19 protein-coding genes and 3 pseudogenes are annotated in these 22051 nt (G+C 70.6%); 11 read left to right on the top strand and 11 right to left on the bottom strand.

What is annotated here, in order from left to right; all coding sequences use genetic code 11:
- Window positions 1-40: 40 nt before the first annotated feature.
- Complete coding sequence (locus C3K08_RS05535) at window positions 41-565, top strand: Maf family nucleotide pyrophosphatase (protein ID WP_234009180.1); 525 nt, start codon at window positions 41-43, stop codon at window positions 563-565.
- 63 nt (window positions 566-628) lie between these two features.
- Here the strand turns inward: C3K08_RS05535 and C3K08_RS05530 are convergent, their stop codons facing one another.
- The 4 genes from C3K08_RS05530 to C3K08_RS05515 all read right to left on the bottom strand — a co-directional run bounded on the left by C3K08_RS05530 (window position 629) and on the right by C3K08_RS05515 (window position 6396).
- A complete protein-coding gene (locus C3K08_RS05530; RefSeq protein WP_104990398.1) occupies window positions 629-1054 on the bottom strand; it encodes an OsmC family protein in 426 nt (141 codons plus the stop codon).
- Window positions 1055-1160: 106 nt separating this feature from the next.
- Window positions 1161-2396, bottom strand: a complete 1236-nt coding sequence (locus C3K08_RS05525) for a hybrid sensor histidine kinase/response regulator (RefSeq protein WP_234009179.1) — start codon at window positions 2394-2396, stop codon at window positions 1161-1163.
- Window positions 2393-5641, bottom strand: coding sequence for a PAS domain S-box protein (locus C3K08_RS05520; protein WP_104990397.1), 3249 nt, complete (start codon window positions 5639-5641; stop codon window positions 2393-2395). The genes C3K08_RS05525 and C3K08_RS05520 overlap by 4 nt, the downstream gene beginning before the upstream one ends.
- The gene (locus C3K08_RS05515) at window positions 5638-6396 is read right to left on the bottom strand and encodes a shikimate dehydrogenase (RefSeq protein ID WP_104991933.1); all 759 of its coding nucleotides are present in this window, start codon (window positions 6394-6396) and stop codon (window positions 5638-5640) included. Before C3K08_RS05515 ends, C3K08_RS05520 begins: the two co-directional genes overlap by 4 nt.
- A 288-nt stretch (window positions 6397-6684) precedes the next feature.
- On the opposite strand from C3K08_RS05515, the pseudogene C3K08_RS18405 reads away from it, so the two are divergent.
- From C3K08_RS18405 to cdd, 9 genes and pseudogenes are all read left to right on the top strand, one after another.
- Window positions 6685-7389 (top strand): annotated as a pseudogene (locus C3K08_RS18405) (PhoH family protein); the annotation flags it as partial.
- A pseudogene (locus tag C3K08_RS18885) lies at window positions 7378-8178 on the top strand (LAGLIDADG family homing endonuclease); the annotation flags it as partial. The pseudogenes C3K08_RS18405 and C3K08_RS18885, both read left to right, overlap by 12 nt.
- 312 nt (window positions 8179-8490) lie before the next feature.
- A pseudogene (locus C3K08_RS18395) lies at window positions 8491-8844 on the top strand (PhoH family protein); the annotation flags it as partial.
- Window positions 8845-8911: 67 nt separating this feature from the next.
- The gene (locus tag C3K08_RS05505) at window positions 8912-9139 is read left to right on the top strand and encodes a hypothetical protein (RefSeq protein WP_104990396.1); all 228 of its coding nucleotides are present in this window, start codon (window positions 8912-8914) and stop codon (window positions 9137-9139) included.
- A gap of 46 nt (window positions 9140-9185) precedes the next feature.
- Complete coding sequence (locus C3K08_RS05500; protein WP_104990395.1) at window positions 9186-11351, top strand: MMPL family transporter; 2166 nt, start codon at window positions 9186-9188, stop codon at window positions 11349-11351.
- Window positions 11352-11450: 99 nt separating this feature from the next.
- Window positions 11451-11933 (top strand): rRNA maturation RNase YbeY, encoded by a 483-nt coding sequence (ybeY, locus tag C3K08_RS05495; protein WP_199777001.1) that lies wholly within the window; start codon window positions 11451-11453, stop codon window positions 11931-11933.
- 1 nt (window position 11934) lies between these two features.
- Entirely contained in the window at window positions 11935-12315 is a 381-nt protein-coding gene (locus tag C3K08_RS05490) for a diacylglycerol kinase (RefSeq protein ID WP_104990393.1), read from the top strand.
- A gap of 255 nt (window positions 12316-12570) precedes the next feature.
- Window positions 12571-13914, top strand: coding sequence for a hemolysin family protein (locus tag C3K08_RS05485; protein ID WP_104990392.1), 1344 nt, complete (start codon window positions 12571-12573; stop codon window positions 13912-13914).
- On the top strand, window positions 13904-14338 hold the full coding sequence (gene cdd, locus C3K08_RS05480; protein WP_104990391.1) for a cytidine deaminase: 435 nt from the start codon (window positions 13904-13906) through the stop codon (window positions 14336-14338). Before C3K08_RS05485 ends, cdd begins: the two co-directional genes overlap by 11 nt.
- Window positions 14339-14396: 58 nt before the next feature.
- On the opposite strand, the gene C3K08_RS05475 is transcribed toward cdd, so the two are convergent.
- The 4 genes from C3K08_RS05475 to C3K08_RS05460 all read right to left on the bottom strand — a co-directional run bounded on the left by C3K08_RS05475 (window position 14397) and on the right by C3K08_RS05460 (window position 18803).
- Entirely contained in the window at window positions 14397-15014 is a 618-nt protein-coding gene (locus C3K08_RS05475; RefSeq protein WP_104990390.1) for a hypothetical protein, read from the bottom strand.
- Between the two features lie 88 nt (window positions 15015-15102).
- Entirely contained in the window at window positions 15103-16398 is a 1296-nt protein-coding gene (gene aceA, locus C3K08_RS05470) for an isocitrate lyase (RefSeq protein ID WP_104990389.1), read from the bottom strand.
- 72 nt (window positions 16399-16470) lie between these two features.
- Window positions 16471-18048, bottom strand: coding sequence for a malate synthase A (gene aceB, locus C3K08_RS05465; protein WP_104990388.1), 1578 nt, complete (start codon window positions 18046-18048; stop codon window positions 16471-16473).
- A 116-nt stretch (window positions 18049-18164) separates the two neighbouring features.
- Window positions 18165-18803 (bottom strand): HAD family phosphatase, encoded by a 639-nt coding sequence (locus tag C3K08_RS05460; RefSeq protein WP_104990387.1) that lies wholly within the window; start codon window positions 18801-18803, stop codon window positions 18165-18167.
- A gap of 133 nt (window positions 18804-18936) precedes the next feature.
- Between C3K08_RS05460 and C3K08_RS05455 the strand changes: the two genes are divergently transcribed.
- Complete coding sequence (locus C3K08_RS05455) at window positions 18937-19944, top strand: bifunctional oligoribonuclease/PAP phosphatase NrnA (RefSeq protein WP_104990386.1); 1008 nt, start codon at window positions 18937-18939, stop codon at window positions 19942-19944.
- Window positions 19945-20012: 68 nt separating this feature from the next.
- Here the strand turns inward: C3K08_RS05455 and C3K08_RS05450 are convergent, their stop codons facing one another.
- From C3K08_RS05450 to C3K08_RS05440, 3 genes are all read right to left on the bottom strand, one after another.
- Window positions 20013-20870 (bottom strand): serine hydrolase, encoded by an 858-nt coding sequence (locus C3K08_RS05450; RefSeq protein WP_369848553.1) that lies wholly within the window; start codon window positions 20868-20870, stop codon window positions 20013-20015.
- A 152-nt stretch (window positions 20871-21022) separates the two neighbouring features.
- Window positions 21023-21148 carry a hypothetical protein gene (locus tag C3K08_RS18720; RefSeq protein ID WP_255411730.1) on the bottom strand — a complete coding sequence of 42 codons (126 nt, stop codon included), beginning with the start codon at window positions 21146-21148 and terminating at the stop codon, window positions 21023-21025.
- Window positions 21149-21151: 3 nt separating this feature from the next.
- A complete protein-coding gene (locus C3K08_RS05440; protein ID WP_104990384.1) occupies window positions 21152-21997 on the bottom strand; it encodes a DegV family protein in 846 nt (281 codons plus the stop codon).
- Between the last annotated feature and the right edge of the window lie 54 nt (window positions 21998-22051).

The raw sequence follows: 22051 nt of genomic DNA, 5'->3' as shown, positions 1-22051 counted from the left end.
GGACGTCATTCTCGCCTCGGGCAGCCCGCGCCGCCGCGAGTTGCTGACGAACCTCGGCGTCCCCTTCCGGGTCGTCGTCAGCGGGGAGGACGAGGCCAGCGAGGAACGCGACCCCGCCCGGCTCGCGGACAGCCTCGCCCGGCAGAAGGCAGCGGCGGTGGCCCGGCAGCACCCCGGCGCGGTGGTGATCGGGGCCGACACGGTGGTGGCGCTGGGGGACGAGTTGCTCGCCAAACCAGAAAGCGAGGCCGAGAACCGCGCCTTCGTTCAGCGGCTCTCGGGGCAGACCCATCAGGTCTACACCGGGGTCAGCGTCTTCGCACCAGACGGCGAGCGGAGTGGCGTGGAACGCACCGACGTGACCTTCCGCGCCCTGTCAGACGCCGAGGTCACCCACTACGCGGCCACGGGCGAGGGGCTAGACAAGGCCGGGGGTTACGGCATTCAGGGGGTCGGGATGGCCCTGGTCGCCCGGATCGAGGGCGATTACTCCAACGTGGTCGGCTTTCCGCTGGGGCTGGTCATTCGGCTGCTGCGGGAGGCGGGGGTGCGGGTATGGGAGTAGCCAGCCTGGAAAAAGAAGGTGGGGGACGTCCATCGGCGTCTCCCACCTTCCTTCAGCCGTGACTTACACGCTGGCGGTCTCGCCCGCCTCCACCCGCGTCTCCACCACGATCTCGCTGTTCAGGCTGGCCGCCACCGAGCAGTATTTCTCGTGGCTGAGGTGCGCGGCCCGCTCCAGCGCCTCGGGGGTCAGGCCCTCGCCGCTGGCGATATGGCGCACCACGATGCGGGTGTACCGCCGGGGGTGCTCGTCGGCCCGCTCGCCTTCGGCCTCGATGCGGTAGCTCGTGAGCTTGATGCGCTTTTTGCCCATCACTTGCACGATGTCGTAGGCGGTGCAGGTCGCCAGCGCCCCCAGCAGCGCCTCCATGGGCGACACGCCGACTTTGGTGGCGCTGTTGTCGATCAGGAGCTGGTGCCCGCTCGCGCTCACGCCCACGTAGCGCTGCTCACCCAGCCAGGTCACCTGCATGGTCTTGACGTCGCTCATGGCCCCAGCCTAGAGCATTTGACAGAAGGACGGCCCCCAGGAAACCACACCCCCACCGCTCTTCTTGAGTTCGCTCGGCCAGCGACCGCGCCCCACCACCGCCTTCTCAGGGCAACTGTTCCAGCGTCGCCTCGCCGCCCGGCTGGGACAGGAAGTCGTCCTCGTCCTCCTCGGGCGGCGGCAGGCACACCACGAAGGTCGCGCCGCCGCCGGGCGTGTCCTGCACCTCGATGCGGCCCCCGTGCGAGTTCACAACCTGCTGGGCGATGGTCAGGCCCAGGCCCGTCGAACCCGCCTCCTTGCCCCGGTAGAACTTGTCAAAGATGCGCGGCTTGACGGTGTCGGGGATGCCGGGGCCGTGGTCGATCACCCGCACGCAGACCTGGCCGCCCCGGCCCTGCTCGGCCTCCATATGCACGAGGTCGGGCGTGCCGCACACCCGGATCGCGTTGCTGACGAGGTTGACAAAGACCTGGGTGAGCCGCCCCGGATCGCCCACGATCTCCAGATCGGGCGCCTCCGCCCGCACCCCGTAGTCGCGCCCCACCTGCCGCACGAGGTTGCCGAGGTTCACGAAATGCATCTCGATCCCCTGCACGAGTTCGCCGCGCGAGAGTTGCAGCAGGTCGTTGACCAGCCGGGTCATGTTCTCCGCGACGCGCTGCGCGTCCTGCAGGGTCTGCGAGCCGCCCGCCTCACGCTCGGCGCGGCGCAGATAGCCCAGCAGGGCGGTCAGGGGGGTCCGCAGTTCGTGGCTGGTCTCGGCCAGGAAGGTCTTCTGGAGGTTGAGCGCCTCCTCGAGCTGCTTGGCCTGCGTTTCCAGGCGCTGGCGCTGGCCTTCCGCGATCGCCCGCAACCGCTCGACTTCCTCCAGCCGGGCCTGCAGCGAGAGGTTGAGTTCGCGCACCTCCTGCTCGGCGCGCTCGCGGCGGTCGCGGGCGTCGGCCTCCGCGATGGCGCGCCGGACGCTCGGGCTGAGGCGCTCGAGGCGCTGCTTGAGGATGTAGTCGGTGACCCCCTCGCGCAGGGTGTCCACCGCCGTCTCCTCGCCCATCGCGCCCGTCACGATGATGAAGGGCAGGAAAGGAGCGCGGGCGTGCGCGGCGCGGAAGGCGGACAACCCGTCGTAGCCGGGCAGGGCGAAGTCGCTGAGAATCAGGTGCGGGCGGTGCGTGTCGAGCGCGGCCAGAAAGCCCGCCTCGTCCTCGACCCGCTCGGTCTCGACCGGCCAGGGCAGGTCGCCCAGGTGCATGGTGACGAGTTCATGGTCGAGTTCGTTGTCCTCGAGGTGCAGGATTCGCAGGGTCTGACCGGGTTCGGGCAGGGCGTGCTCGCCGCTCACGGCTGGCCCTCCCCGGCCGGACCCCGCAGCGGCAGGGTGACGTGGAAGGCCGCGCCCTCGCCGGGCACCGACTCGGCCCGCACCCGGCCCCCGTGACGGACGACGATGCGGCGGACATTGGCGAGGCCGATTCCGGTCCCCTCGAATTCCTCGGCGCGGTGCAGACGCTGAAACACGCCGAACAGTTTATCTGCGAAGCGGGGATCGAAACCGACGCCGTTGTCACGGACCGTCACGGTGACCTCCTCGCCGTCCTGCTCCCCGCCCACGGTGATGCGGGCCTGCTGGCGGGTGCGCGAGTACTTCAGCGCGTTGGAGAGCAGGTTGGCAAACACCTGTCCCAGCAGCGCGGCGTCTCCCTGCACGGTGGGCAGCTCGCCCAGCTCGAAGGTCACGTCGCGGCCCGCCCGGTCGGGTTCGAGGTCCTTCCAGGCTTCGCGCACGACCGCCCCGAGGTCCACCGGTCCCCGGCGCAGTTCCTGCCGGCCCATCCGTGAAAACTCCAGCAGGTCGTCGATCAGTTGACTCATGCGCCCCGCCGCGTCGGTGATCACACCGAGGTACCGTTCGCTCTTGGGCGAGAGGCTGCCTGACCCTGCCGCGTCCTTGCGCAGCAGGTCCCCGAAGCCCACGATGTGCCGCAGCGGAGTGCGCAGGTCGTGGCTGACCGAGTAGGAAAAGGCTTCCAGTTCACGGTTGGCGTCCTGAAGTTCCAGGGTGCGCTGCTGCACGCGCTCCTCCAGCGACTGGTTGAGGCCCTGGAGGTCGGCGTGCGCCTCCTCGGCCTCCAGCCGCAGGGCGTCGTTGTCGAGGGCGGTGGCAAATCTCTGCGCGAGTTCCCCGGCGAGGTCGTGGTCGCGGTCGCCGGGCGGCTGGCGGTAGGTCAGGGCCAACACCCCCCGCGCGGCCCCGTCGCGCCCGATCAGGGGATAGAAGGCCGCGCCCGTCGCGCCCACCTCGTACAGCAGCGGGGTGGACCCGGCGTCGAGGTGCAGGGGCTGCTCGGCCCCGCTGACCCGGCGCAGCGCTTCCCCGACCGCCGCGCGGACCTCGGGGCTGATCTGCCCCGTCGGCAGGCGGGAGGAGGCCAGCAGCCGCAGCTCCGGCGCGGCGACCCACAGCCCGGCGCTCTCGGCCAGCCGCCCGGTGATCCGGTCGAGGGCGGCGCGGTAGTTCTCCGAGCGCGAGGCGAGCGGATCGTCGGCCCGCGCCGAGAGGTGCTCGGAGACGGTGGCGAGCAGCCGCGCCGAGGCCTCGGCGTACACCTGATCGTCGACATCGGTGCTGGTCCCCACCCACTCGGCGCCCCCCGCGTCGCCCAGCGGCAGCGCCCGCGTCACGAAGGTCCGGTAGCGGCCATCCGCGCCCAGCAGGCGGTGCTCGGCCTCGAAGGGCCGCCGCGCCCGCAGGGCGTCTTTCCAGCGCAGCAGGTACTCGGCGCGGTCCTCGGGGTGCAGCAGGCTGGCAAAGGGTTCGGTGGCCCGCCCCTGGCCCACGTACTCGGTCCAGCGGCGGTTGAAGTAGGTGACCTTGCCCGCCGCGTCGCTGAGCCACACGATCTGCGGCACGCCCTCGAGCACGCCCCGGTAGCGGGCCTCGTCGCGCTGGGCACGCCGCTCGGCTTCCAGACGGTCGTGGATGTCGGTCGCCGAGGCCACCCACTCGGTCACCTCGCCCGCCTCGTTCCGGATGGGCGCGACCCGCACCACGAACCAGCGGCCCGGTCCCCCGCCCCCCATGATCAGCCGCACCTCGCCCTCGGCCTGGGTGCCCTGCGCGGTGGCCCGTGCCCACATCCCGGCGTAGGCAGGGCGGTCCTCGGGGTGAACCTGACCCTCCAGCGCCGCGCCCCGCAGGCGTTCGCGGTGCTGGGTGTTGACGTAGGTCACCTGCCCGCCGGGGTCGCTCACGAGCAGCATGTGGGGAATCGCGTCGAGAATCGCCCGCGAGCGCCGTTCCTCGGCCTGCCGCGCCCGCTCCGCCTCCACCCGCTCGGAGACGTCGCGGATCACCTCCAGAAAGCCCAGGCTCTCCCCGCGCGGCCCCACCACGGCGCTGCGCTGCGCCTCGCCGGAAAAGACGCTGCCGTCCTTACGCCGGTACGGCGTGGTGATCAGGTCGAAGGTGGCGCGGCCCTCCAGACGGCGGTCGAGGTGCAGCCGCCCCAGGCCCTCGCCCTGCAGCTCAGCCGGGAGATAGCCGAACTGCTCTTCGAGCGCCCGGTTGACCCGCAGCACCCGGCCCTCCCCGTCCGTGAAGACGGCGGCGTCCAGAATCGCGTGAAAGATCGCCTCGAACTCGGCCTGCGACTGCTGAAGCTGCGTGCGCGACCACGCCAGGGAACTCAGCGCCTCCTCGGCCCGGCGCCGCGCCCGCACCTGCGCTTCCATCAGCAGGTAGGTCAGGCCCGCGACCAGCATCCCCGCGAGCAGCACGACCACCGGCACCGAGGCCGCCGCGTCGCGCCCGAAGCTGGCGGGTGCCCGCAGGGTCTGGGTCCACACGCCGCCCACCTGCTCCTGGCGCACCTCGCGCTCGAAGGCGGCGGGCACGCTCAGGCGCTCGCCGCCCAGCCGCACGCCGCCCAGCCGGGTCTCGACCGCCACACCCGGCAGCGCCCCGTCGGGCCGCAAGGCCCGCAGCAGCGAGGCCGTGTCCAGCGCGAGGTACACCACCCCCTGAAAGCGCCCCCCCGTCTCCACCGGCAGGAAGAGGAGCATGCCGTCAAGCGGCTGCCCGTCCGCACCCTGCTGCACCAGCTTGACCGGGCAGCTCACCTGACTGCGCCCGGTCTCGCGCGCGCGCAAGATGGCCGCGCGGCGGCAACGCTCGGTGAGCATGTCAAAGCCCAGCGCCCGGCGGTTGATACCGTCAGCGGGGGCGATGCGCTCGATGACCGCCTGTGGCCGCCCGCCCGCCCCCTCGCGCCAGCGGGTAAAGCCCACCGCCAGCACGCCGGGAAAGCGCCCGCGCAGGTCCAGGCTGTCCACGTAGGTGCCGTACTCGCCCTGTCCAGGTTCGCCCTCCACCAGCCAGAAGGACCGGGTGGCCCGCAGCAGCGTCTCGTACTCGTTGAGGCGGTCGCGCAGGATGCTCGCGTGGGCGTTGACCTCGCGCTCGAAGCGTGCCCGCTGCTGCTCCTGCACGAAGCGGTGCAAGAAAGCCGCCGCGAACACGCTCAGCAGCAGCACCAGCGTGAAGGCCGCCAGCGGCCAGCGGCGGTCCAGCGGCCGGGTGCCCGTCACGGACGCCCCCCCGCGCCGCCCGCCGCCGCTCGGAAGACGGACACGGGCACGTCCACCCCGGTCCAGGCGAGAAAGGCGAGCCGCGCCTGATGCGCGAGCATGGACAGCCCATTCTCGGCGCGGAGTCCGGCGGCGCGGGCCTCCCGCAGCAGCCGCGTCTCGGCGGGGCGGTAGACCATGTCGTACACGAGAGCGTCAGGAGGCAGGCGCGAGAAGTCGAAATCCGGCAGGGGCGTCTCCTCCGGGGCGTCCAGGCCTGCACTCGACGCGTTGATGAGGAGGGTCACGCCCGGCCAGGACACGTCCCCGGTGGCCTGCGCCGTGCCGCCCAGGTCGCGCACCAGCGCCTCGGCGCGGGCCAGGGTGCGGTTCACGACCCGCACCTCCCGGCCCTGCGAGCGCAGCGCCCACACCGCCGCCCGCGCCGCCCCGCCCGCGCCCAGTACCACGGCGAGGCCAGTGGCAGGAGCCTGCGCCTCCGCCAGCGCCGCGAGCAGCCCCGGCGCGTCCGTGTTCTCGCCGCGGAGCCGCCCGTCCCGGTTCACCACCGTGTTGACCGCCCCGATCGCCCGCGCCGCCGGGGTGAGGCCGTCGAGGTGGCTCAGCGCCGCCTCCTTGTGCGGCAGGCTCAGGTTGGCGCCCAGCACGCCCGGCTCGCGCAGCCGCGCCAGGGCGGCGGGCAGTTCGGGCGCGGGCACCCGCACCGCCTCGTAGGTGCCTGCCAGCCCCGCGTGGGCGAACGCGGCCCGGTGCATCGCGGGCGAGCGCGAGTGCGCGGCGGGGTCGGCGTACAGGTAGGCCTGCCGGGGGCGAGCGGGGTCAGAGCCGGGCGGAAGGTCGGGGACGCCGAGGGTCACGCGGCCCAGTGTACTGCCCGCCTTCCACAGCCTCTGGCGGGCCTCAATTGTGCCCCGCCCCACGTCCGGTCGGGGGCCGGGGTCAGAGAATGAGGCGTCCGAGATGCCGATCCCCTTCCCACTCCCGCCAGCCCGCTCTGGGGGGAGAGTGCGCCCTGTGCCGCGCACGTCCCATCAGGAGCCGATTTGACAGAACGTACTCCCGGTCCGCCCACCCCCGAGGGGGGAGCTTCCTCCACCGCCACCCTGCACCTCGAAAACCAGCGCGAGGCCTACGCCCTGCTGGGCGCCGGGGACGCCAACCTGCGGCGGATGCGCGAACTGACCCCGGCCAAGATCATCGCGCGGGGCGAGACGGTGACCATCACCGGCGAGACACCCGAAGTCGTGCAGGCCGCCGAGCGCATGGTGCGCGACGCCCTCGACGTGGTCCGCACGGGCGGCGAGCTGACACCCGAGAGCCTGCTCAGAAGTGCCCGCCTCAGCGGCGAGGGCCGCAGCCTGGCCGCCGAAACCCAGGTCTCGGGCCTGAGCCTGCCGCGCGGCCTGAAGGCCAAGACGCCGGGCCAGAAGGTCTACCTCGAGAAGATTGACGCCTCCGACATCACCTTCGGGGTCGGCCCCGCCGGAACGGGCAAGACCTACCTCGCGGTGGCGATGGCGGTGCAGGCCCTCAAGGCCAAAAAGGTCAAGCGCATCATCCTGACCCGCCCGGCGGTGGAGGCGGGCGAGCGGCTGGGCTTCTTGCCCGGCGACCTCCAGGCCAAGATCGACCCCTACCTGCGGCCCCTGTACGACGCCCTGTACGACATGCTCGATCAGGAGAAGTTCGAGTCGTACCTGACGAGTGGGGTGATTGAAGTGGCGCCGCTGGCCTTTATGCGCGGGCGGGCGCAGCCGCTGACGACCAAGGTGCTGACCCCCCTGGGCTGGCGCGAGATGGGCAGCCTGGAGGTCGGCGACCATGTGATCGGCTCGGACGGGCGCCCCACCCGTGTCCTCGGCGTGTATCCGCAGGGCGAGAAAGATTCCTACCGGGTGACCTTCAGCGACGGGTCGAGCGTGGAGTGCTGCGAGGAACACCTCTGGACCGTGCGGACGGCCTCTGACAAGCGGCGCGGGAAGCCGGGGCGGGTGCTCGAAACGCGCGAGATGATGGGCAACCTCAGGGCAGCCCACCAGTACCGCTACGAGATCCCGATGCTGAGCGCCCCCGCCGAACTGCCTGGGCAGCCCGTACCGCTCGACCCCTACGCGCTGGGCCTGCTGCTGGGCGACGGTTGCACGACCTGCACCATCACGCCCAGTTTCTCGACCGCCGACCCCGAACTGGTGACGGCGCTGGAAGCGGCGCTGAATCCGGCGGAAGCGGCGCAACCCGTCCTGGCCGTCGCGCACAAGGGTGGCTACGACTACACCCTGCGCCACACGGCGGGGGGACGCGGGGGCCTGCGGGTGGCGAACCCGGTCACGACCGCGCTCCGGACACTCGGCCTAGACGGCAAGACCTCCTCGCAGAAATTCGTGCCTGAGGTCTACAAGCAGAACGCCGCCGCCGTGCGCCTCGCCGTCTTGCAGGGCCTGCTGGACACCGACGGCGGCCCGGTGACGCAGGCGGGCAGGAGTTGCCGCGTCCAGTACACGACGACCTCCCCGCAGCTCGCGGACGACGTGACCGAACTTGTGCAGTCGCTGGGTGGGACGGCGCGGCGCCGGGTGAGGGCGGCGGAAGGCCGGACTCCCGGCCACGCGAACGGGCGCCCGGTGGCCTACCGCCACGACGCGCACGTGCTGGACATCCGCCTCCCCGCGCACGTCGCCCCCTTTCGCCTCGCACGCAAGGCCGAGCGGTACGCCGAGCACGGTGGCGGTGGCCGCCCCACGCGCTTCATCACGAACATCGAGCGGGTAGGCCGCGCCCCCATGCAGTGCATCCGGGTGGCGGCAGGGGACGCGCTGTACGTGACCGAAAGGTTCATCGTCACGCACAACACCCTCAACGATGCCTTCGTCATCCTCGACGAGGCGCAGAACACCACGGGCGAGCAGATGAAGATGTTCCTGACGCGCATGGGCTTTTCCTCCAAGGTCGTGGTCACGGGCGACGTGACCCAGATCGACCTGCCCCGGCACGTGACGAGCGGGCTGGCGGTCGCCAAACGGGTGCTGAGTCGTATCGACGGCATCGCGTGGCACGAGTTCACCGACGTGGACGTGGTGCGCCACCCCCTGGTGGGCCAGATTATCCGGGCCTACGAGCAGGCCGAGGACGCCGAGCAGGACAAGCGGGCCGCCCGCCGGGGCGAGTTCGCCTCCATTCCCGAAGACGAGGGCGACCCGCGCTGAGTGCCCTCTGCCCTTGCCCCGCCTCCGCTGGCGGGGTTTTCGCTGCCCACCCCACCGGAGGTATCCCATGCCCGCCAGTGCCAGTGGCCTGAGCCTGGAACGGCTCGCCGTGCGCGTCCTGCTGCGGCTCCAGGCCGAACCCGGCCGCTATACCGCCCGCAGCCTCGCCCGCGACCTCGGGGAGACGCCCAACCGGGTGAACCGTGTGATTCTCGCCATCGAGGAGGAGGTGGGGGTGCAGCGCGAGGGTGCCTATGGGGCCATCACGGTGGGAACAGCGGAGCGCGGAGTGTAAGCCGCGCCGATCAAGGCGGGCGCTCACGCGGGTTTACCCTGGCCTCATGGCTTCGTCATCCCCTCCACGGTTCGTGCGGCTGCTGGTGCCGCTGCTCCTCATCCTGGTCTGGTTCACGGCGGCTGGGATCGGGGGTCCCTACTTCGGCCGGGTGGAGGAGGTGTCCACCAACGACCAGGCCACCTTCCTGCCGACGAGCGCGGACGCGACCCGGGTGGCTGCCCGCCTGCCCGACTTTCTGGGCGACCGCACCATTCCAGGGATCGCGGTCTTCACCGCCGAGGAGCCGCTGACCCAGGAGGCCCTGGGCACGCTGCGGGAGGCCGTGGCCGCGCTGGGCGAGCTGGAGGCGGTCGAGGGCGTCTCCCCGCTGATCCCCTCCGAGGACGGGCTGGCGGCGCAGGCCTTCCTCCCCATCAACGCCGACTCGGACATCGCGGAAGTGGTGGCCGAGGTGCGCGGCGAGCTGCGGGCAGCGGTGCCGACGGGCGTGACCGCCCACGTGACCGGACCGGCCGGGTTCACGGGCGACCTCACCGCAGCCTTCGGGGGGATCGACGGCCTGCTGCTCCTCGTGGCGCTGGGGGCGGTGCTGGTGATTCTGCTCGCCGTGTACCGCTCGGTCTTGCTGCCGGTGGTCGTGCTGCTGACCAGCCTCTTTGCCCTGTGCGTGGCGCTGCTGGTGAACTGGTGGCTGGCGAAGTGGGGAGTCTTTACCCTGACCGGGCAGACGCAGGGCATCCTGTTCATCCTGGTGATCGGGGCGGCGACCGACTACTCGCTGCTGTACACGGCGCGGTATGCCGAGGAACTGCGACGCCACGCGGACAGGTACGGGGCGACGCTCGCCGCGCTTAGAGGCTCGCTGGAACCCGTGCTGGCGTCGGGCGGCACGGTGATCGCGGGGCTGCTGTGCCTGCTGCTCAGCGACCTGGGGTCCAACCAATCGCTGGGGCCGGTGGCGGCGGTGGGCATCGTCTTTTCCATGCTCGCCGCGCTGACGCTGCTGCCCGCGCTGCTGTACGTGCTGGGGCGGAGCGCCTACTGGCCGCAGCGCCCGGTCTATGACCCCTCGCGCACCGACGAGGCGCAGACGGCGACCGGTATCTATGCCCGCATCGGCCGCCGCATCGCCCGCGCTCCCCGCGCCGCCTGGATCGCGGCGACGGCGCTGCTCGCCCTGGGGGCCGCCTTCGCGCCGGGCCTGCGGGCCGACGGCGTGGCGCAGAGCGAACTCGTACTGGGCACGTCCGACGCCCGCGACGGGCAGCGGGCGCTGGCCGAGCACTTCCCCGGCGGCTCCGGCAACCCGGCCTATGTCCTGACCGATCAGGAGCGGCTGGAGGAGGTCGCCGCGACCCTGCTCGCCGAAGGCGGCGTGGCATCGGTGGCGGTGCTGAGCGAGGATTCGCCCTCGGGGTCGGCCCCGGTGACGGAGGACGGCATTCAGGCGTTCGGTCCTCCTGGCACCCCCGCCCCGGCGCCGACGGTGCGAGGCGGTGAGGTCCTGCTTCAGGCCACCCTGGATGACCCCGCCGACAGCCCGGAGGCCGAGGCCACCGTGAGGGCGCTGCGGGAGCGGCTCTCAGGCGAGGCGCTGATTGGGGGGAGCACCGCCGTCGCCATCGACACCACCGACACGTCCATCCGCGACCGGAATCTGATCATTCCGCTGATCCTGGCGGTGATCTTCGTGATTCTGGTGGCGCTCTTGCGGAGCGTGCTGATGCCCGCGCTGCTGATGGCGACCACCGTGCTGTCCTTCGCTACGGCGCTGGGGGTGTCGGCGCTGGTGTTCAACCAGGTGCTGGACCTGCCGGGGGCCGACCCCTCGGTGCCGCTGTACGGCTTCGTGTTTCTGGTGGCGCTGGGCATCGACTACAACACCTTTCTGATGACCCGTGTGCGCGAGGAAGCCTTGCACCACGGCACCCGGCCCGGCATTCTGCGGGGGCTGGCGGTGACCGGGGGCGTCATTACGTCGGCGGGGCTGGTGCTGGCGGCGACCTTCGCGGCGCTCGCCGTCATTCCGATCCTGTTCCTGCTGCAACTCGCCTTTATCGTGGCGTTCGGGGTGCTGCTGGACACCTTCCTGGTCCGCACGGTGCTGGTGCCCGCGCTGGCCTATGACCTGGGACCGCGCTCGTGGTGGCCGGTGCGGCTCAAGGCGGACGGGGCCGCCTCCCCCGGCCAGCCGCCCGCCACCCCCTGACCCTCGCCCCCAGCTTCAAAACTCCGGTACGGGTCCGGCGGTTTTCCCCTGGCCCGTCGTCGGAAGTTGTCGGCCATTCAGCTGCCCTATTCTTGGGAGGTGATCGACCTCGTGGCCCGCAAGACCCCGCCGCCCGGCCTGCGCCCCGCCCTGCGCTCTGCGCTGGGGGCGGCGATGCGGCATTTCGGGGTGGAGGACCGCGATGTGACGGTCGTGCTGGTCGGGGACCGCACCATTCGTCAGCTCAAGCACGAGCATTGGGGCGAGGACGCGCCCACCGACGTGCTGAGCTTTCCGACCTGGGAACCTGGCGACCCCTTCATGCCGCCGCACCTGGGGGACATCATCATCAGCCTGGACACGGCGGGGCGGCAGGCGCAGGCGCGGGGCCACAGCCTCACCCGCGAGGTTGCCCTGCTCGCCAGCCACGGCCTGACGCACCTCGTCGGCTTTGACCACCCCCACGCCGAGGGCCTGGGCTTCGAGGAGGGCGCGACCGGCGAGGAGTGGCAGGTCTTCCATGGCGCCTGGGCCGCCGCCCGCGCCGCGCTGCCCCCTGAAGCTCCATCGCCCGAAGCCTGACGTGAGGTCGGACGGCTCCGCCCTCAGCCTCCGCCGCTGGTGGCGCTCGGCGGGCTTCGCGTGGGCCGGGCTGCGGCACGTCTACCGGACGCAGGCCAACTTCCGCATCGAGGTCTGGGCGGGCGTGCTGGCGCTGGGGCTGGCCCTGGTGCTGGGCGTGCCGCTCTCCCCCATCCTGCTCGCCTGCGGGCTGGTCCTGAGCGTGGAGCTGCTGAACACGGCGCTGGAGGCGGTGGTGGACCTCGCCTCGCCCGAGTGGCACCCGCTGGCGAAGGTGGCGAAGGACGCGGCGGCGGGGGCCGTGCTGGTCGCCAGCCTGGGGGCGCTGGGGGTCGGCTTGGCCGTGCTGGGACCGCCCCTCCTGCGACTGTTGGCCGGGTAACGGGCGGCGCCTTGAGCGTCCCTTGGGCAAGAGACTTGCGCGGGCCGGGGGCGGGGGCTGTGGTAGACTGGGGGGAGTTATGGAGCCTCCCAGTTCTGGCTCTGCCCTGACGCCCGGTGAAGACCGCCTGCGGGCGGGATTTTTACTGTGGTCCCCCGACCGGCAACCGACGCGCCGCTCACGCCCTAGACGCGTGGGCGGGCGGGCAGCATGTGCCATGCGGCGTGCCGGGGCGCGAATGGAGCGCGCCCACCCATGAATGATCTGCTCGGAATCCTCGCCCTCGTCGTGCTGGTGCTGATGAACGGCTTTTTCGTGGCGACCGAGTTCGCCCTCGTCAGCGTGCGGCGCACCCGGATCGACCAACTGGCCGAGGAAGGAAACAGCACCGCCAAGGCCACCCAGCGGGCGCTGCAAAACCTCGACCTCTATATCGCCGCGACCCAGCTCGGGATCACCATGGCGAGCCTCGCCATCGGCTTTGTCGCTGAGCCTGCCATCGAGCACCTGATCCACCCGCTGCTGGGCGAAACGACGCTGAGCGAGGGCCAGATCACGGCGATTTCCTTCGGCCTCGCGTTTGCGATCAGCACCATCTTGCACATCGTCTTCGGAGAACTCGCGCCGAAGTCGTGGGCGCTGCAACGCTCCGAGCAGGTGTCGCTGCTCGTCACCCGGCCGCTGCTGGTTTTCACGGCGGTGTTCAAGTGGGCCATCGTGGGCCTGAACGCGATGGGCAACGGCGTGGTGCGCCTCTTCGGGCTGCGCGGCGTCGCCGGGCACCACACGGCCTACTCGGAAGAGGAAATCCGCATGATCGTGGGCGCGTCGAGCCAGGAGGGGGTGCTGGAGGACGACGAGAAGGAACTCGTCTACAACGTCTTCGACCTCTCGGACACCACCGTGCGCGAGATCATGACGCCGCGCATCGACATGGTGGTCGTGGACGGGTCCAGCCCGCTGCGGCACCTGCTGGAACTCAACGCGATTCACGGGTACTCGCGGGTCCCGGTGTATCAGGACACCGCCGACAACATCGTGGGCATCGTGCACACGGGCGACCTGCTCGCGCACCTGCACGAACTCGACACCGTGCGAATCGCCGACGTGATGCGCCCGGTCTTCTTCGTGCCCGAAGGGATGAAGATCAAGGACCTCCTGACCAAGATGCGCGAGAAGAAGTCGCACATGAGCATCGTGGTGGATGAGTTCGGCGGCACCTCGGGCCTGGTCACGCTGGAAGACGCCCTGGAAGAGATCGTGGGCGAGATTTACGACGAGACCGACGAGGAAGAACTGCCCCTGATCGAGGTGCTGGGCGAGGGCCGCTACCTGATGGACGCCAGCTTGACGGTGGGCGAGGTCGAGGAGCGGCTGGGCACCAATCTGGAGGACGGCGACGGCGAGTACGATACCCTGTCGGGGTTCATGACCAACCACTTCGGCGATATCCCGGAACCCGGCCAGCATTTCGTTCACGGCGGCTGGGTCTTTACCGTCGAGGAGGCCGACCAGCGCCGCGTGGCCCGCGTCCGCGTGGAACGTGCCCCCGAGACGATGATTTTCGAGACCTACGAGGAGTCGACGCGTGACGCCTGAGCCGGTGACTCCTGACCCCCAACTCCTGGAGGGGGCGAAGGCGGCGTTCCGTCAGGCCTACGCGCCCTACAGCAAGTTCCGGGTGGGGGCGGCCCTGCGCACCCCAGAGGGCCGAGTCTTTTTCGGGGCCAACGTGGAGAACGCCTCCTACGGCCTCGCCCGCTGCGCCGAGCAGTCGGCGGTGCAGGCGATGGCGACGGCGGGGGAGCGCACTTTCACGGACCTCGTGGTCTATTCCGAGGCCACCCCGCCCGCGAGTCCCTGCGGGGCCTGCCGCCAGATTCTGTTCGAGTTTGCGCCCGACGCGCGGGTGGTGTGCGTGAACCACAACGGCGACGTGGTCAGCGGGCTGGTCCGCGACTTCCTGCCCCACGGCTTCCGGCTGGAGCAGCGGGACGACGGGCATGAGGTGGGGACGGAGTAGAACATTCTGGCTTGGGACTAAGGGGCGGAGCAGTCCGCCTCTTTTCGTTGGGCCACTTTCATGGCTCGGTGACGGGGAGGGAGCAGGGGGCTTGTTGGCCCTCTTGCGCCGCAAACGAGAGCACCTGCAGTGAACGCAGGGTCGGGAGGGTATAGCGGGTGGCCGACACGCTGCGGCCCGCCTCCTGCCCCGTCGGGGCGAACCACTGGTCTTCTGTCCGCACGCACAGGTCTCGGCCCCACAGATTGAGCCCGACAATCCGCGACAGACGCCGGAAGGGCTGGGGGTAAACTTCGCCGGGTGTCGGCACCGCTGTCCGCACCCGGCCCACCAGATTCCACAGCCGCACCGTGTTGACCCCGGCGCCGATCAGGTACTGGCCGTCCGGCGTCCAGAGGAGCTGCCGCACATTGCTGTTCTTCAGCACCTGCACCGCCCCGCTGGGCCGCACCAGCCGCACCTGGCACGAGTCGTACTTGGGAATGTCCCAGCAGAAGCGCACGGCGGCTGCGTTCCCACGGGGAGAGAGCAGGGTCTGGACGGGATTGGCGGGGAAGTCGGCCATCGGCTCCGGGCCTGGGACGCGCACCCCCCGTCCGCCTGGAAAGGCGACCTCGACCGACCGAACCAGAGCCGGATTGGGAGGCAGGGGAGCGTCGGTCAGCAGGGCGAACATGCCTCAGCGTATCCCCAACGCCGCAGGGGGAAAACCTTCCCGGCTCTCCCCCACTGGGCGGTCATGACGTGTCTTCCCCGGTTCTGGATCAGTCGTGCGCCCCCACGAACTGCTCGGCTTCGGTGCTGCCCGCCAGGGCCGTCGTGCTGCTCTGGCCGCCGCCTGCCGCCGTCGCCACGAGGTCAAAGTACCCGGTCCCCACCTCGCGCTGGTGCTTGACCGCCGTGAAACCCCGCTCCTGGGCGGCGAACTCGCGCTCCTGCAACTCGACAAACGCACTCATCTGCCGCCGGGCGTACCCGTGGGCGAGGTCGAACATGCCCATGTTCAGCGAGTGAAAGCCCGCCAGGGTGATGAACTGGAACTTGTAGCCCATCCGCCCCAGCTCGACCTGAAAGCGGGCGATGGTCTCATCGTCGAGATTCTTGCGCCAGTTGAAGCTGGGCGAGCAGTTGTAGGCGAGCAGCTTGCCGGGGAACTGGGCGTGGACGGCTTCGGCAAAGCGCCGGGCGTCCTCCAGGTTGGGCACCGAAGTCTCGCACCAGATCACGTCGGCGTAGGGGGCGTAGGCCAGGGCGCGGCTGATCGCCTGTTCGATGCCAGGCTTGACGTAGTAAAAGCCTTCGGGGGTGCGCTCGCCGGTGCAGAAGGGCCGGTCGTTCTCGTCCACGTCGCTGGTGAGCAGGTTGGCGGCGTCGGCGTCGGTGCGGGCAATCAGCACGGTGGGCACTCCGCACACGTCGGCGGCGAGACGAGCGGCGTTCAGCGTGCGGATGAACTGCGAGGTGGGCACGAGCACCTTGCCCCCCAGGTGACCGCACTTCTTTTCACTGGCGAGCTGGTCCTCGAAATGCACGCCCGCCGCGCCCGCCTCGATCATCGCCTTCATCAGCTCAAAGGCGTTCAGGGGGCCACCGAAGCCCGCCTCCGCGTCGGCCACGATGGGCGCGAAGTAGTCCACGTCGCCGCTGCCCTCGGCATGTTGAATCTGATCGGCGCGGCGCAGGGTGTTGTTGATGCGCCGCACCACGTCGGGCACGCTGGAGGCGGGGTAAAGGCTCTGGTCGGGGTACATCTGCCCGGCGTTGTTCGCATCGGCAGCGACCTGCCAGCCCGAGAGGTAGATCGCCTTCAGGCCCGCCTTGACCTGCTGCATCGCCTGGTTGCCAGTCAGCGCCCCGAGCGCGTTCACGAAGGGTTCTTCCTTCATCAGCCGCCACAGCTTCTGGGCGCCGTGCCGCGCCAGCGTGTGCTCAATGGGGAGGCTGCCGCGCAGCCGCACCACGTCGTCGGCGGAGTAGTTGCGGCGGATGCCCTGCCAGCGGTCCTCGGTCTTCCAGGTCTTTTCCAGAATCTCGGCGTGCGTGCGCGGGGTGGGGGTCATGGTGGTCTCCTCGGGGTGTGAGAGGCGGCCCTCGCCCGGTGGGGCGAAGTTACGGGGATGGAAGGTGGCGATTTAGGAGAGGCGCTGATACCCAGGCAGGGTCAAGAACTCCTCGAGGGTGTCGGCGGTGACGAGGGCGGTGAGCAGCTCGGCGGCTTCCCCGAAGCGGGCTTCCCGTTCTGGCTGCTCGCGCCCGAGGCGGTCGCGGTGGGCGGCGATCAGGCGGGTCAGGCCTTCCGGGGTGATAGGCGTGCCGTCTTCGGTGCGCTGGCCGTGGTGCGCCCACTGCCAGAGCTGGGCGCGGGAAATCTCGGCGGTGGCGGCGTCTTCCATCAGATTGTGAATGGGCACCGCGCCCCGGCCGTCCAGCCACGCGGCGAGGTACTGGAGGCTCACGTCCACGTTGAGGTTCACGCCTGCTGCGGTGATCGTGCCCTCCGGGGGCGTGAGCAGGTCCTCGGGGGTGACCCTAAAGTCCATCTGCTTGCCGGCGTCAATCTGGTTGGCTTCCGGCATCAAGCGGTCGAAGACCTCGGCGGCGAGGGCCACCATGCCGGGGTGCGCGACCCAGGTGCCGTCGTGACCGTCGCCCGCCTCGCGCTCCTTGTCGGCGCGGACCTGGGCGAAGGCGCGGTCGTTGGCCTCCGGGTCGCCCTTGACCGGGATGAAAGCGCTCATGCCCCCGATGGCCGGGGCACCCCGGCGGTGGCAGGTGCGGATGGCGAGGCGGGAGTAGTTCCGCATCATCGGCGTGGACATCGTGACCTGGGCGCGGTCGGGGAGAATCCGGTCGTCGTGGGCGCGGAACTTCTTGATGTACGAGAAGATGTAGTCCCAGCGCCCGCAGTTCAGGCCCGCCGAGTGCTCGCGCAGCTCATACAAAATCTCGTCCATCTCGAAGGCCGCCAGGATCGTCTCGATCAACACAGTGGCGCGAATGGTCCCGCGCGGCGCTCCCAGGGTGTCCTCCGTGAAGGTGAATACGTCGTTCCACCACCGCGCTTCGAGGTGCGATTCCAGCTTGGGGATATAGAAATACGTGCCCACGCCCTGGCGCTGCCGCTCGTGCAGGTTGTGGTAGGCGTACAGGCCGAAGTCAAAGAGCGAGCCGGAGAGGGGCTGACCTCCCAACTGCGCGTGCTTCTCCTCCAGATGCAACCCGCGCGGGCGCACGAGGAGGGTGGCGGTCGTCCCGTTCAGGCGGTAACTCTTGCCGCCCGACTCCAGCGAGATGGTGCGCCGCACCGCGTCCATCAGGTTGACCTGACCCTCCAGGCAGTTGGCCCAGGTGGGGCTGCTCGCGTCCTCGAAGTCGGCCATGAACATGCGGGCGCCACTGTTCAGCGCGTTGATCACCATCTTGCGGTCCACCGGGCCAGTGATTTCCACCCGGCGGTCCTGCAGGTCGGCGGGCAGCGGGCTGACCCTCCAGTCGCCCTCGCGGATGTGCGCGGTTTCAGGTAGGAAGTCGGGCAGTTCACCCGCGTCCAGCCGCCGCTGGCGCTCCTGCCGTGCGGCCAGCAGGTCGCGGCGTCGGGCATCGAAGCGGGTGTGCAGCTCTTCCAGAAAGCTCAGTGCCCCCGGCGTGAGCACGCGCCCGGCCTGTGGGTGCTCGGTGTGCGTGATGGGCGTGGTGATGGTCTGGGTCATGCGGCCATGCCTCCTCCTGTGCGATGAGGCAGTGTGACTCACGTCACGCGGCGTGGGAGGTGGTGTACCCCGGCGACGGGGAAGTACACCAGGAAGGCAAGTACACCACCCGCAGGTCAGGGGCCGGAGGGGACAGGCCGACCCAGCCACTCTGCCAGCTCCCGCTCGAACGCGGCGTGGCGGTCGTGGTGGTACAGCAGGCCGTGAAAGCCCGCTGCCCGCGCGGCCGCGACATTCTCCTTCACATCGTCCACGAAGGCAGTCTGCGCGGCGGGGACCCCCATCGCCTCCGCAAGGGCCGCGAATGCGTCGGGGTGGGGCTTTTTCTGCCGCAACTCGTTGCTGAAGACCAGCGCGTCGAAGCGGGCGAAGCGGGGGTCGCGGCGCAGGTGGTCGCTGACCACGGGGTAGTTGTTGCTGAGCAGGCCCACCCGCACCCCCGCCGGAATCCCGGCCAGGGTGGTGTACATCGGGTCGTTGTCGTGGACGCTGCTGAGGTAGAGCGCCTTGAACTCGGAGTAGGTCAGGGTGAGGCCCGTCTCGGCGGCCAGCACGTCCCAGAACTGCGGGAGGGTCCACGCGCCCACCTCCAGCTGATGCACATGCCGGAAGTAGCTCTCACGCACGCGTTCCACCGGAAGGCCGCCCCGCTCGGCGAGGCGGGCGGTCGAGCGGCCGTCGAAGGTACCGACGGTGAAGACGCCGCCCCAGTCGAAGGCGACGTGCCGGAGGTGTGCAGAAACAGGCCGGGTCATGGGCCGATTGTGCCGCAGCCACCTGCCCAGGCGGCGCTCCCCCGGCTGGCCCGTGTCGCGGCGGCCAGGAACCCTGAGTCTTCTCTCATGTGGCCGTGTTCTCCCCGGCTGGCCCATCCCTATACTCGCCCCCATGACGGCGATCAACGACCGCGACTTCTCCTACCCCCAGGCCGTGCAGACCGTGGCCGGGCTGCTCCGGGCACACCCTGGCCCCACCGTGGTGCTGTCGCACGAGAACCCCGACGGGGACGCGCTGGGCAGCGTGCTGGGCCTGACGCGGGCGCTGCGGGCGCTGGGCCGCGAGGTCATCGCCGTGATGGACGTGCCGCGCTACCTGCGCTTTCTGGTGCGGGAAGGCGAGGTCGTCCCCACGCTCGCACAGTGGCCGCAGGGGGCACTCGCCGCCGTGCTGGACGTGGACAACAACGATCCCGCGCGGGTAGCGGGGGCCGACCTCGGCACGTTCAGCGGCCCGGTCGTGAACATCGACCACCACGGCACCAACCGCCGTCAGGCCGCCGCCCTGCTCGTTGACCCCAGCCTGCCTGCCACCACGATGATGGTGGCCGACGTGGTGGACGCGCTGGGTGCCCCCTGGTCCGAGGCCATCGCCACCCCGCTGATGCTGGGGCTGAACACGGACACGGGGTCGTTTCGCTACGACAGCGTGACCCCCCGGACCTTCGAGGCGGCGGCCCGGCTGCTCTCGCACGGGGCGCGGCTGGGCTGGATCAACGACAATCTGGGCCAGCATTCCCGCTCCTACTACCTGCTGCTGCGCGAGGTGCTGAGCACGATGGAATTCCTGCACGGCGGCCGGGTGGTCCTCGCCCGGGTGGACGACGCGATGCTGGAGCGGGCAGGCTCGACCTGGGAGGACGTGGAAACCTACGTCAACATCCTGCGCGGCGCCGAGGGATCGGTCCTCGCCGTGATGGTCAAGGACTTCGGCGACCGGATCAAGCTGTCGCTCAGATCGCGCGGGGGCGTCAGCGCTCAGAATGTCGCCGTGGCGCTGGGCGGGGGCGGGCATGTCCCGGCGGCGGGCGCCACCCTGACGCAACCGTATGCCCAGGCTCGTGAACGGCTGGACGCGGCGATCACAGCGGAACTCGAACGGGTGGGACTGGGCGGCTGACTGCCGGGGCCAACGGGGAAAGCCGCCCGTCGACGATGCTCCGGGCGGCTTTCCCCATGTCGATCCCCTTACGGCTTTGAGAGCACCGCCCCCAGCCCGGCCCCGATCCAGGCGAAGGCGGCGCGGGTGTTCGGCATGGTGTAGGTTTCGTCGGCCCCGTGCTGCATGAAGGCGTAGACGAGGTGGCGCCCATCCTCGGTCCGCAGGTAGCCGCTGTAGGTCAGCAGCCGCCAGCCGTTGCCCCCCTTGCCCGCGAAAGCCGCCACCTTCCCGGCGCCCTGCGGGGACAGGGCCGAGCGGCCGTAGCCCATCGCCGCGACCTCGCGCTGCCAGGCGAGGGTATCCGGCGAGAGACCGGAGCGCAGGTGCTGGTGCGCGAGCAGGGTGGCGAACTCGTAGGGGGTGCTGAGGTTATGGACCCGCAGGTCATCGGCCGGGTCCGGGGTGCCGTCGAAGTAGGTGTTCAGCCGGTTCTGAAGCACGTCAGCCCGCAGGCGCTGGGCGTCCGCGTCGATGGCCGCTGCCAGCCGCGCCCGTTCCTGACCAGTGGCCTTGTCCCAACCTGTCGCTGCGAGAAAGGCGGGCGACGAGCCGGTCTGCGCGGTCCACCACGCCTTGGTGGGCAGGATCAGGCGGGTGCGGCACAGCCCGAGGTCGTCGGCGAGGGCCTGCACCGCGCCCAGCCCCACCCGGCGGTGCAGCAGGTCGGTGGCGGTGTTGTCGCTGTGGCGGATCATCCGCTCGGTGAGGTCGCGGACATTGCTGCCGTCGTAGGGGTAGTCGCCGAGGCTCTGGCTGGCGGTGGACACGTCGAAGCGCTCGCCCGGCGAGAGCCGCCCGGCGTCCACCTCGCGCAGCACCGCCCACAGCACCGCCTGCTTGTAGGTGCTGGCGAGCGGAAACACCCCGTCGGGGGCCTGAGCCACCGCCCGCAACGGGCGCAGGGTGGCGGGATCGATCTCGGCAACCCACAGGCCCAGCCGGCCGCTGAGGGCCTGGGGCGGAGCCGGGGCGGGCGCAGCGGCGGGGGCCGGGCCGAGGCAGGGCGCGGCGGGCGCCTCCGCCGGGGCAGCGACGGTTACGAGGTCGGGCGGGGCCGCAGCGGCCGGGGCCGGGGCCGGGCGCCACGCGGCCCACGCCCCGCGAGGGCGAGGGCCAGCAGCACATAGCGCCCCTTGTTGCGCAGGGCGGGGGGGGGCGCCACAGCCTAGGCCGTCAACGGCTCCAGGGCCGCGCCGACCGTTCCCGGCCCCACATGCGTGGCGATCACGGCGCCGATGTGGTGGTCTCCCAGGTCCTCGAAGTTGACCCCGGCCACCCCCGCGCGAATCTCCTGCAAGGTCGCCTCACCGCCCAGGGTCGAGAGGAAGGTGACGCGGGCGCCGCCGTTGGTCTCCACGTACTTGCGGATGTGGTCCACGAGGTCCTGCACGACCTTCTTGCTGCCGCGCACGCGCCCGGCGGCCTCGACCCGGCCCGCCTTCACCGTCAGGATGGGCTTGATGTTCAGCAGGCCGCCCAGCAGCGCCGTCGCCCCGCCGATGCGCCCGTTGGCCCGCAGGAAGTCGAGGGTGTCCACCGTGAAGCGGATATCCGTTTTCGCCGCGACCCGCTCCAGTTCACCCACGATCTCGGCCATGGAGCGGCCCTCCCCGGCCCGCTGCGCCGCCCGGATCGCCTGCATGCCCAGCCCCAGGGTGGCCGAGCGGCTATCCATCACCGTGACGCGTCCGCCAAAGTCCTGCGCGGCCAGCCGGGCGCTGCCTACCGTGCCCGAGAGTTGCCCGCTGATGTGAAGGCTCAGCACCTCGTCGGCCGCCCTGAGCGCGTCCTCGTAGACGGCGGCGAACTCGGCCGGGCTGGGCTGGGACGTGCTGGGGGTCTTCTTGCCCGCCCTGATTCCGGCGAAGAGGTCGGCAGGCGTGATTTCCAGCCCGTCTTTGTACATCTGGCCGTCGAAGTGAACGTACAGCGGCACGCTGCGAATCCCGTACTGACCGCAAAGCTGAGGACTGAGGTCACTCGTCGAGTCGGTGACGATGGCGATGGTCATGGGGGGCATCTTAACGCGGGCCGGGGGTGGGCAACGGCTCGCCGCCCACACGGC

The organism is Deinococcus sp. NW-56, assembly GCF_002953415.1.
Lineage (GTDB): Bacteria > Deinococcota > Deinococci > Deinococcales > Deinococcaceae > Deinococcus.
The sequence above is the reverse complement of the archived record's forward strand: the minus strand, read 5'-3'. Positions and strand labels throughout refer to the sequence as shown.

What these genes read in the sequence shown, in the direction of transcription:
- C3K08_RS05530 (WP_104990398.1), bottom strand. Translation starts at nt 1,054, where the DNA reads ATGAGCGACGTCAAGACCATGCAGGTGACCTGGCTGGGTGAGCAGCGC.
- C3K08_RS05515 (WP_104991933.1), bottom strand. Translation starts at nt 6,396, where the DNA reads ATGCACCGGGCCGCGTTCGCCCACGCGGGGCTGGCAGGCACCTACGAG.
- C3K08_RS05505 (WP_104990396.1), top strand. Translation starts at nt 8,912, where the DNA reads ATGCCCGCCAGTGCCAGTGGCCTGAGCCTGGAACGGCTCGCCGTGCGC.
- C3K08_RS05500 (WP_104990395.1), top strand. Translation starts at nt 9,186, where the DNA reads ATGGCTTCGTCATCCCCTCCACGGTTCGTGCGGCTGCTGGTGCCGCTG.
- C3K08_RS05485 (WP_104990392.1), top strand. Translation starts at nt 12,571, where the DNA reads ATGAATGATCTGCTCGGAATCCTCGCCCTCGTCGTGCTGGTGCTGATG.
- C3K08_RS05475 (WP_104990390.1), bottom strand. Translation starts at nt 15,014, where the DNA reads ATGTTCGCCCTGCTGACCGACGCTCCCCTGCCTCCCAATCCGGCTCTG.
- aceA (WP_104990389.1), bottom strand. Translation starts at nt 16,398, where the DNA reads ATGACCCCCACCCCGCGCACGCACGCCGAGATTCTGGAAAAGACCTGG.
- aceB (WP_104990388.1), bottom strand. Translation starts at nt 18,048, where the DNA reads ATGACCCAGACCATCACCACGCCCATCACGCACACCGAGCACCCACAG.
- C3K08_RS05460 (WP_104990387.1), bottom strand. Translation starts at nt 18,803, where the DNA reads ATGACCCGGCCTGTTTCTGCACACCTCCGGCACGTCGCCTTCGACTGG.
- C3K08_RS05455 (WP_104990386.1), top strand. Translation starts at nt 18,937, where the DNA reads ATGACGGCGATCAACGACCGCGACTTCTCCTACCCCCAGGCCGTGCAG.
- C3K08_RS05440 (WP_104990384.1), bottom strand. Translation starts at nt 21,997, where the DNA reads ATGACCATCGCCATCGTCACCGACTCGACGAGTGACCTCAGTCCTCAG.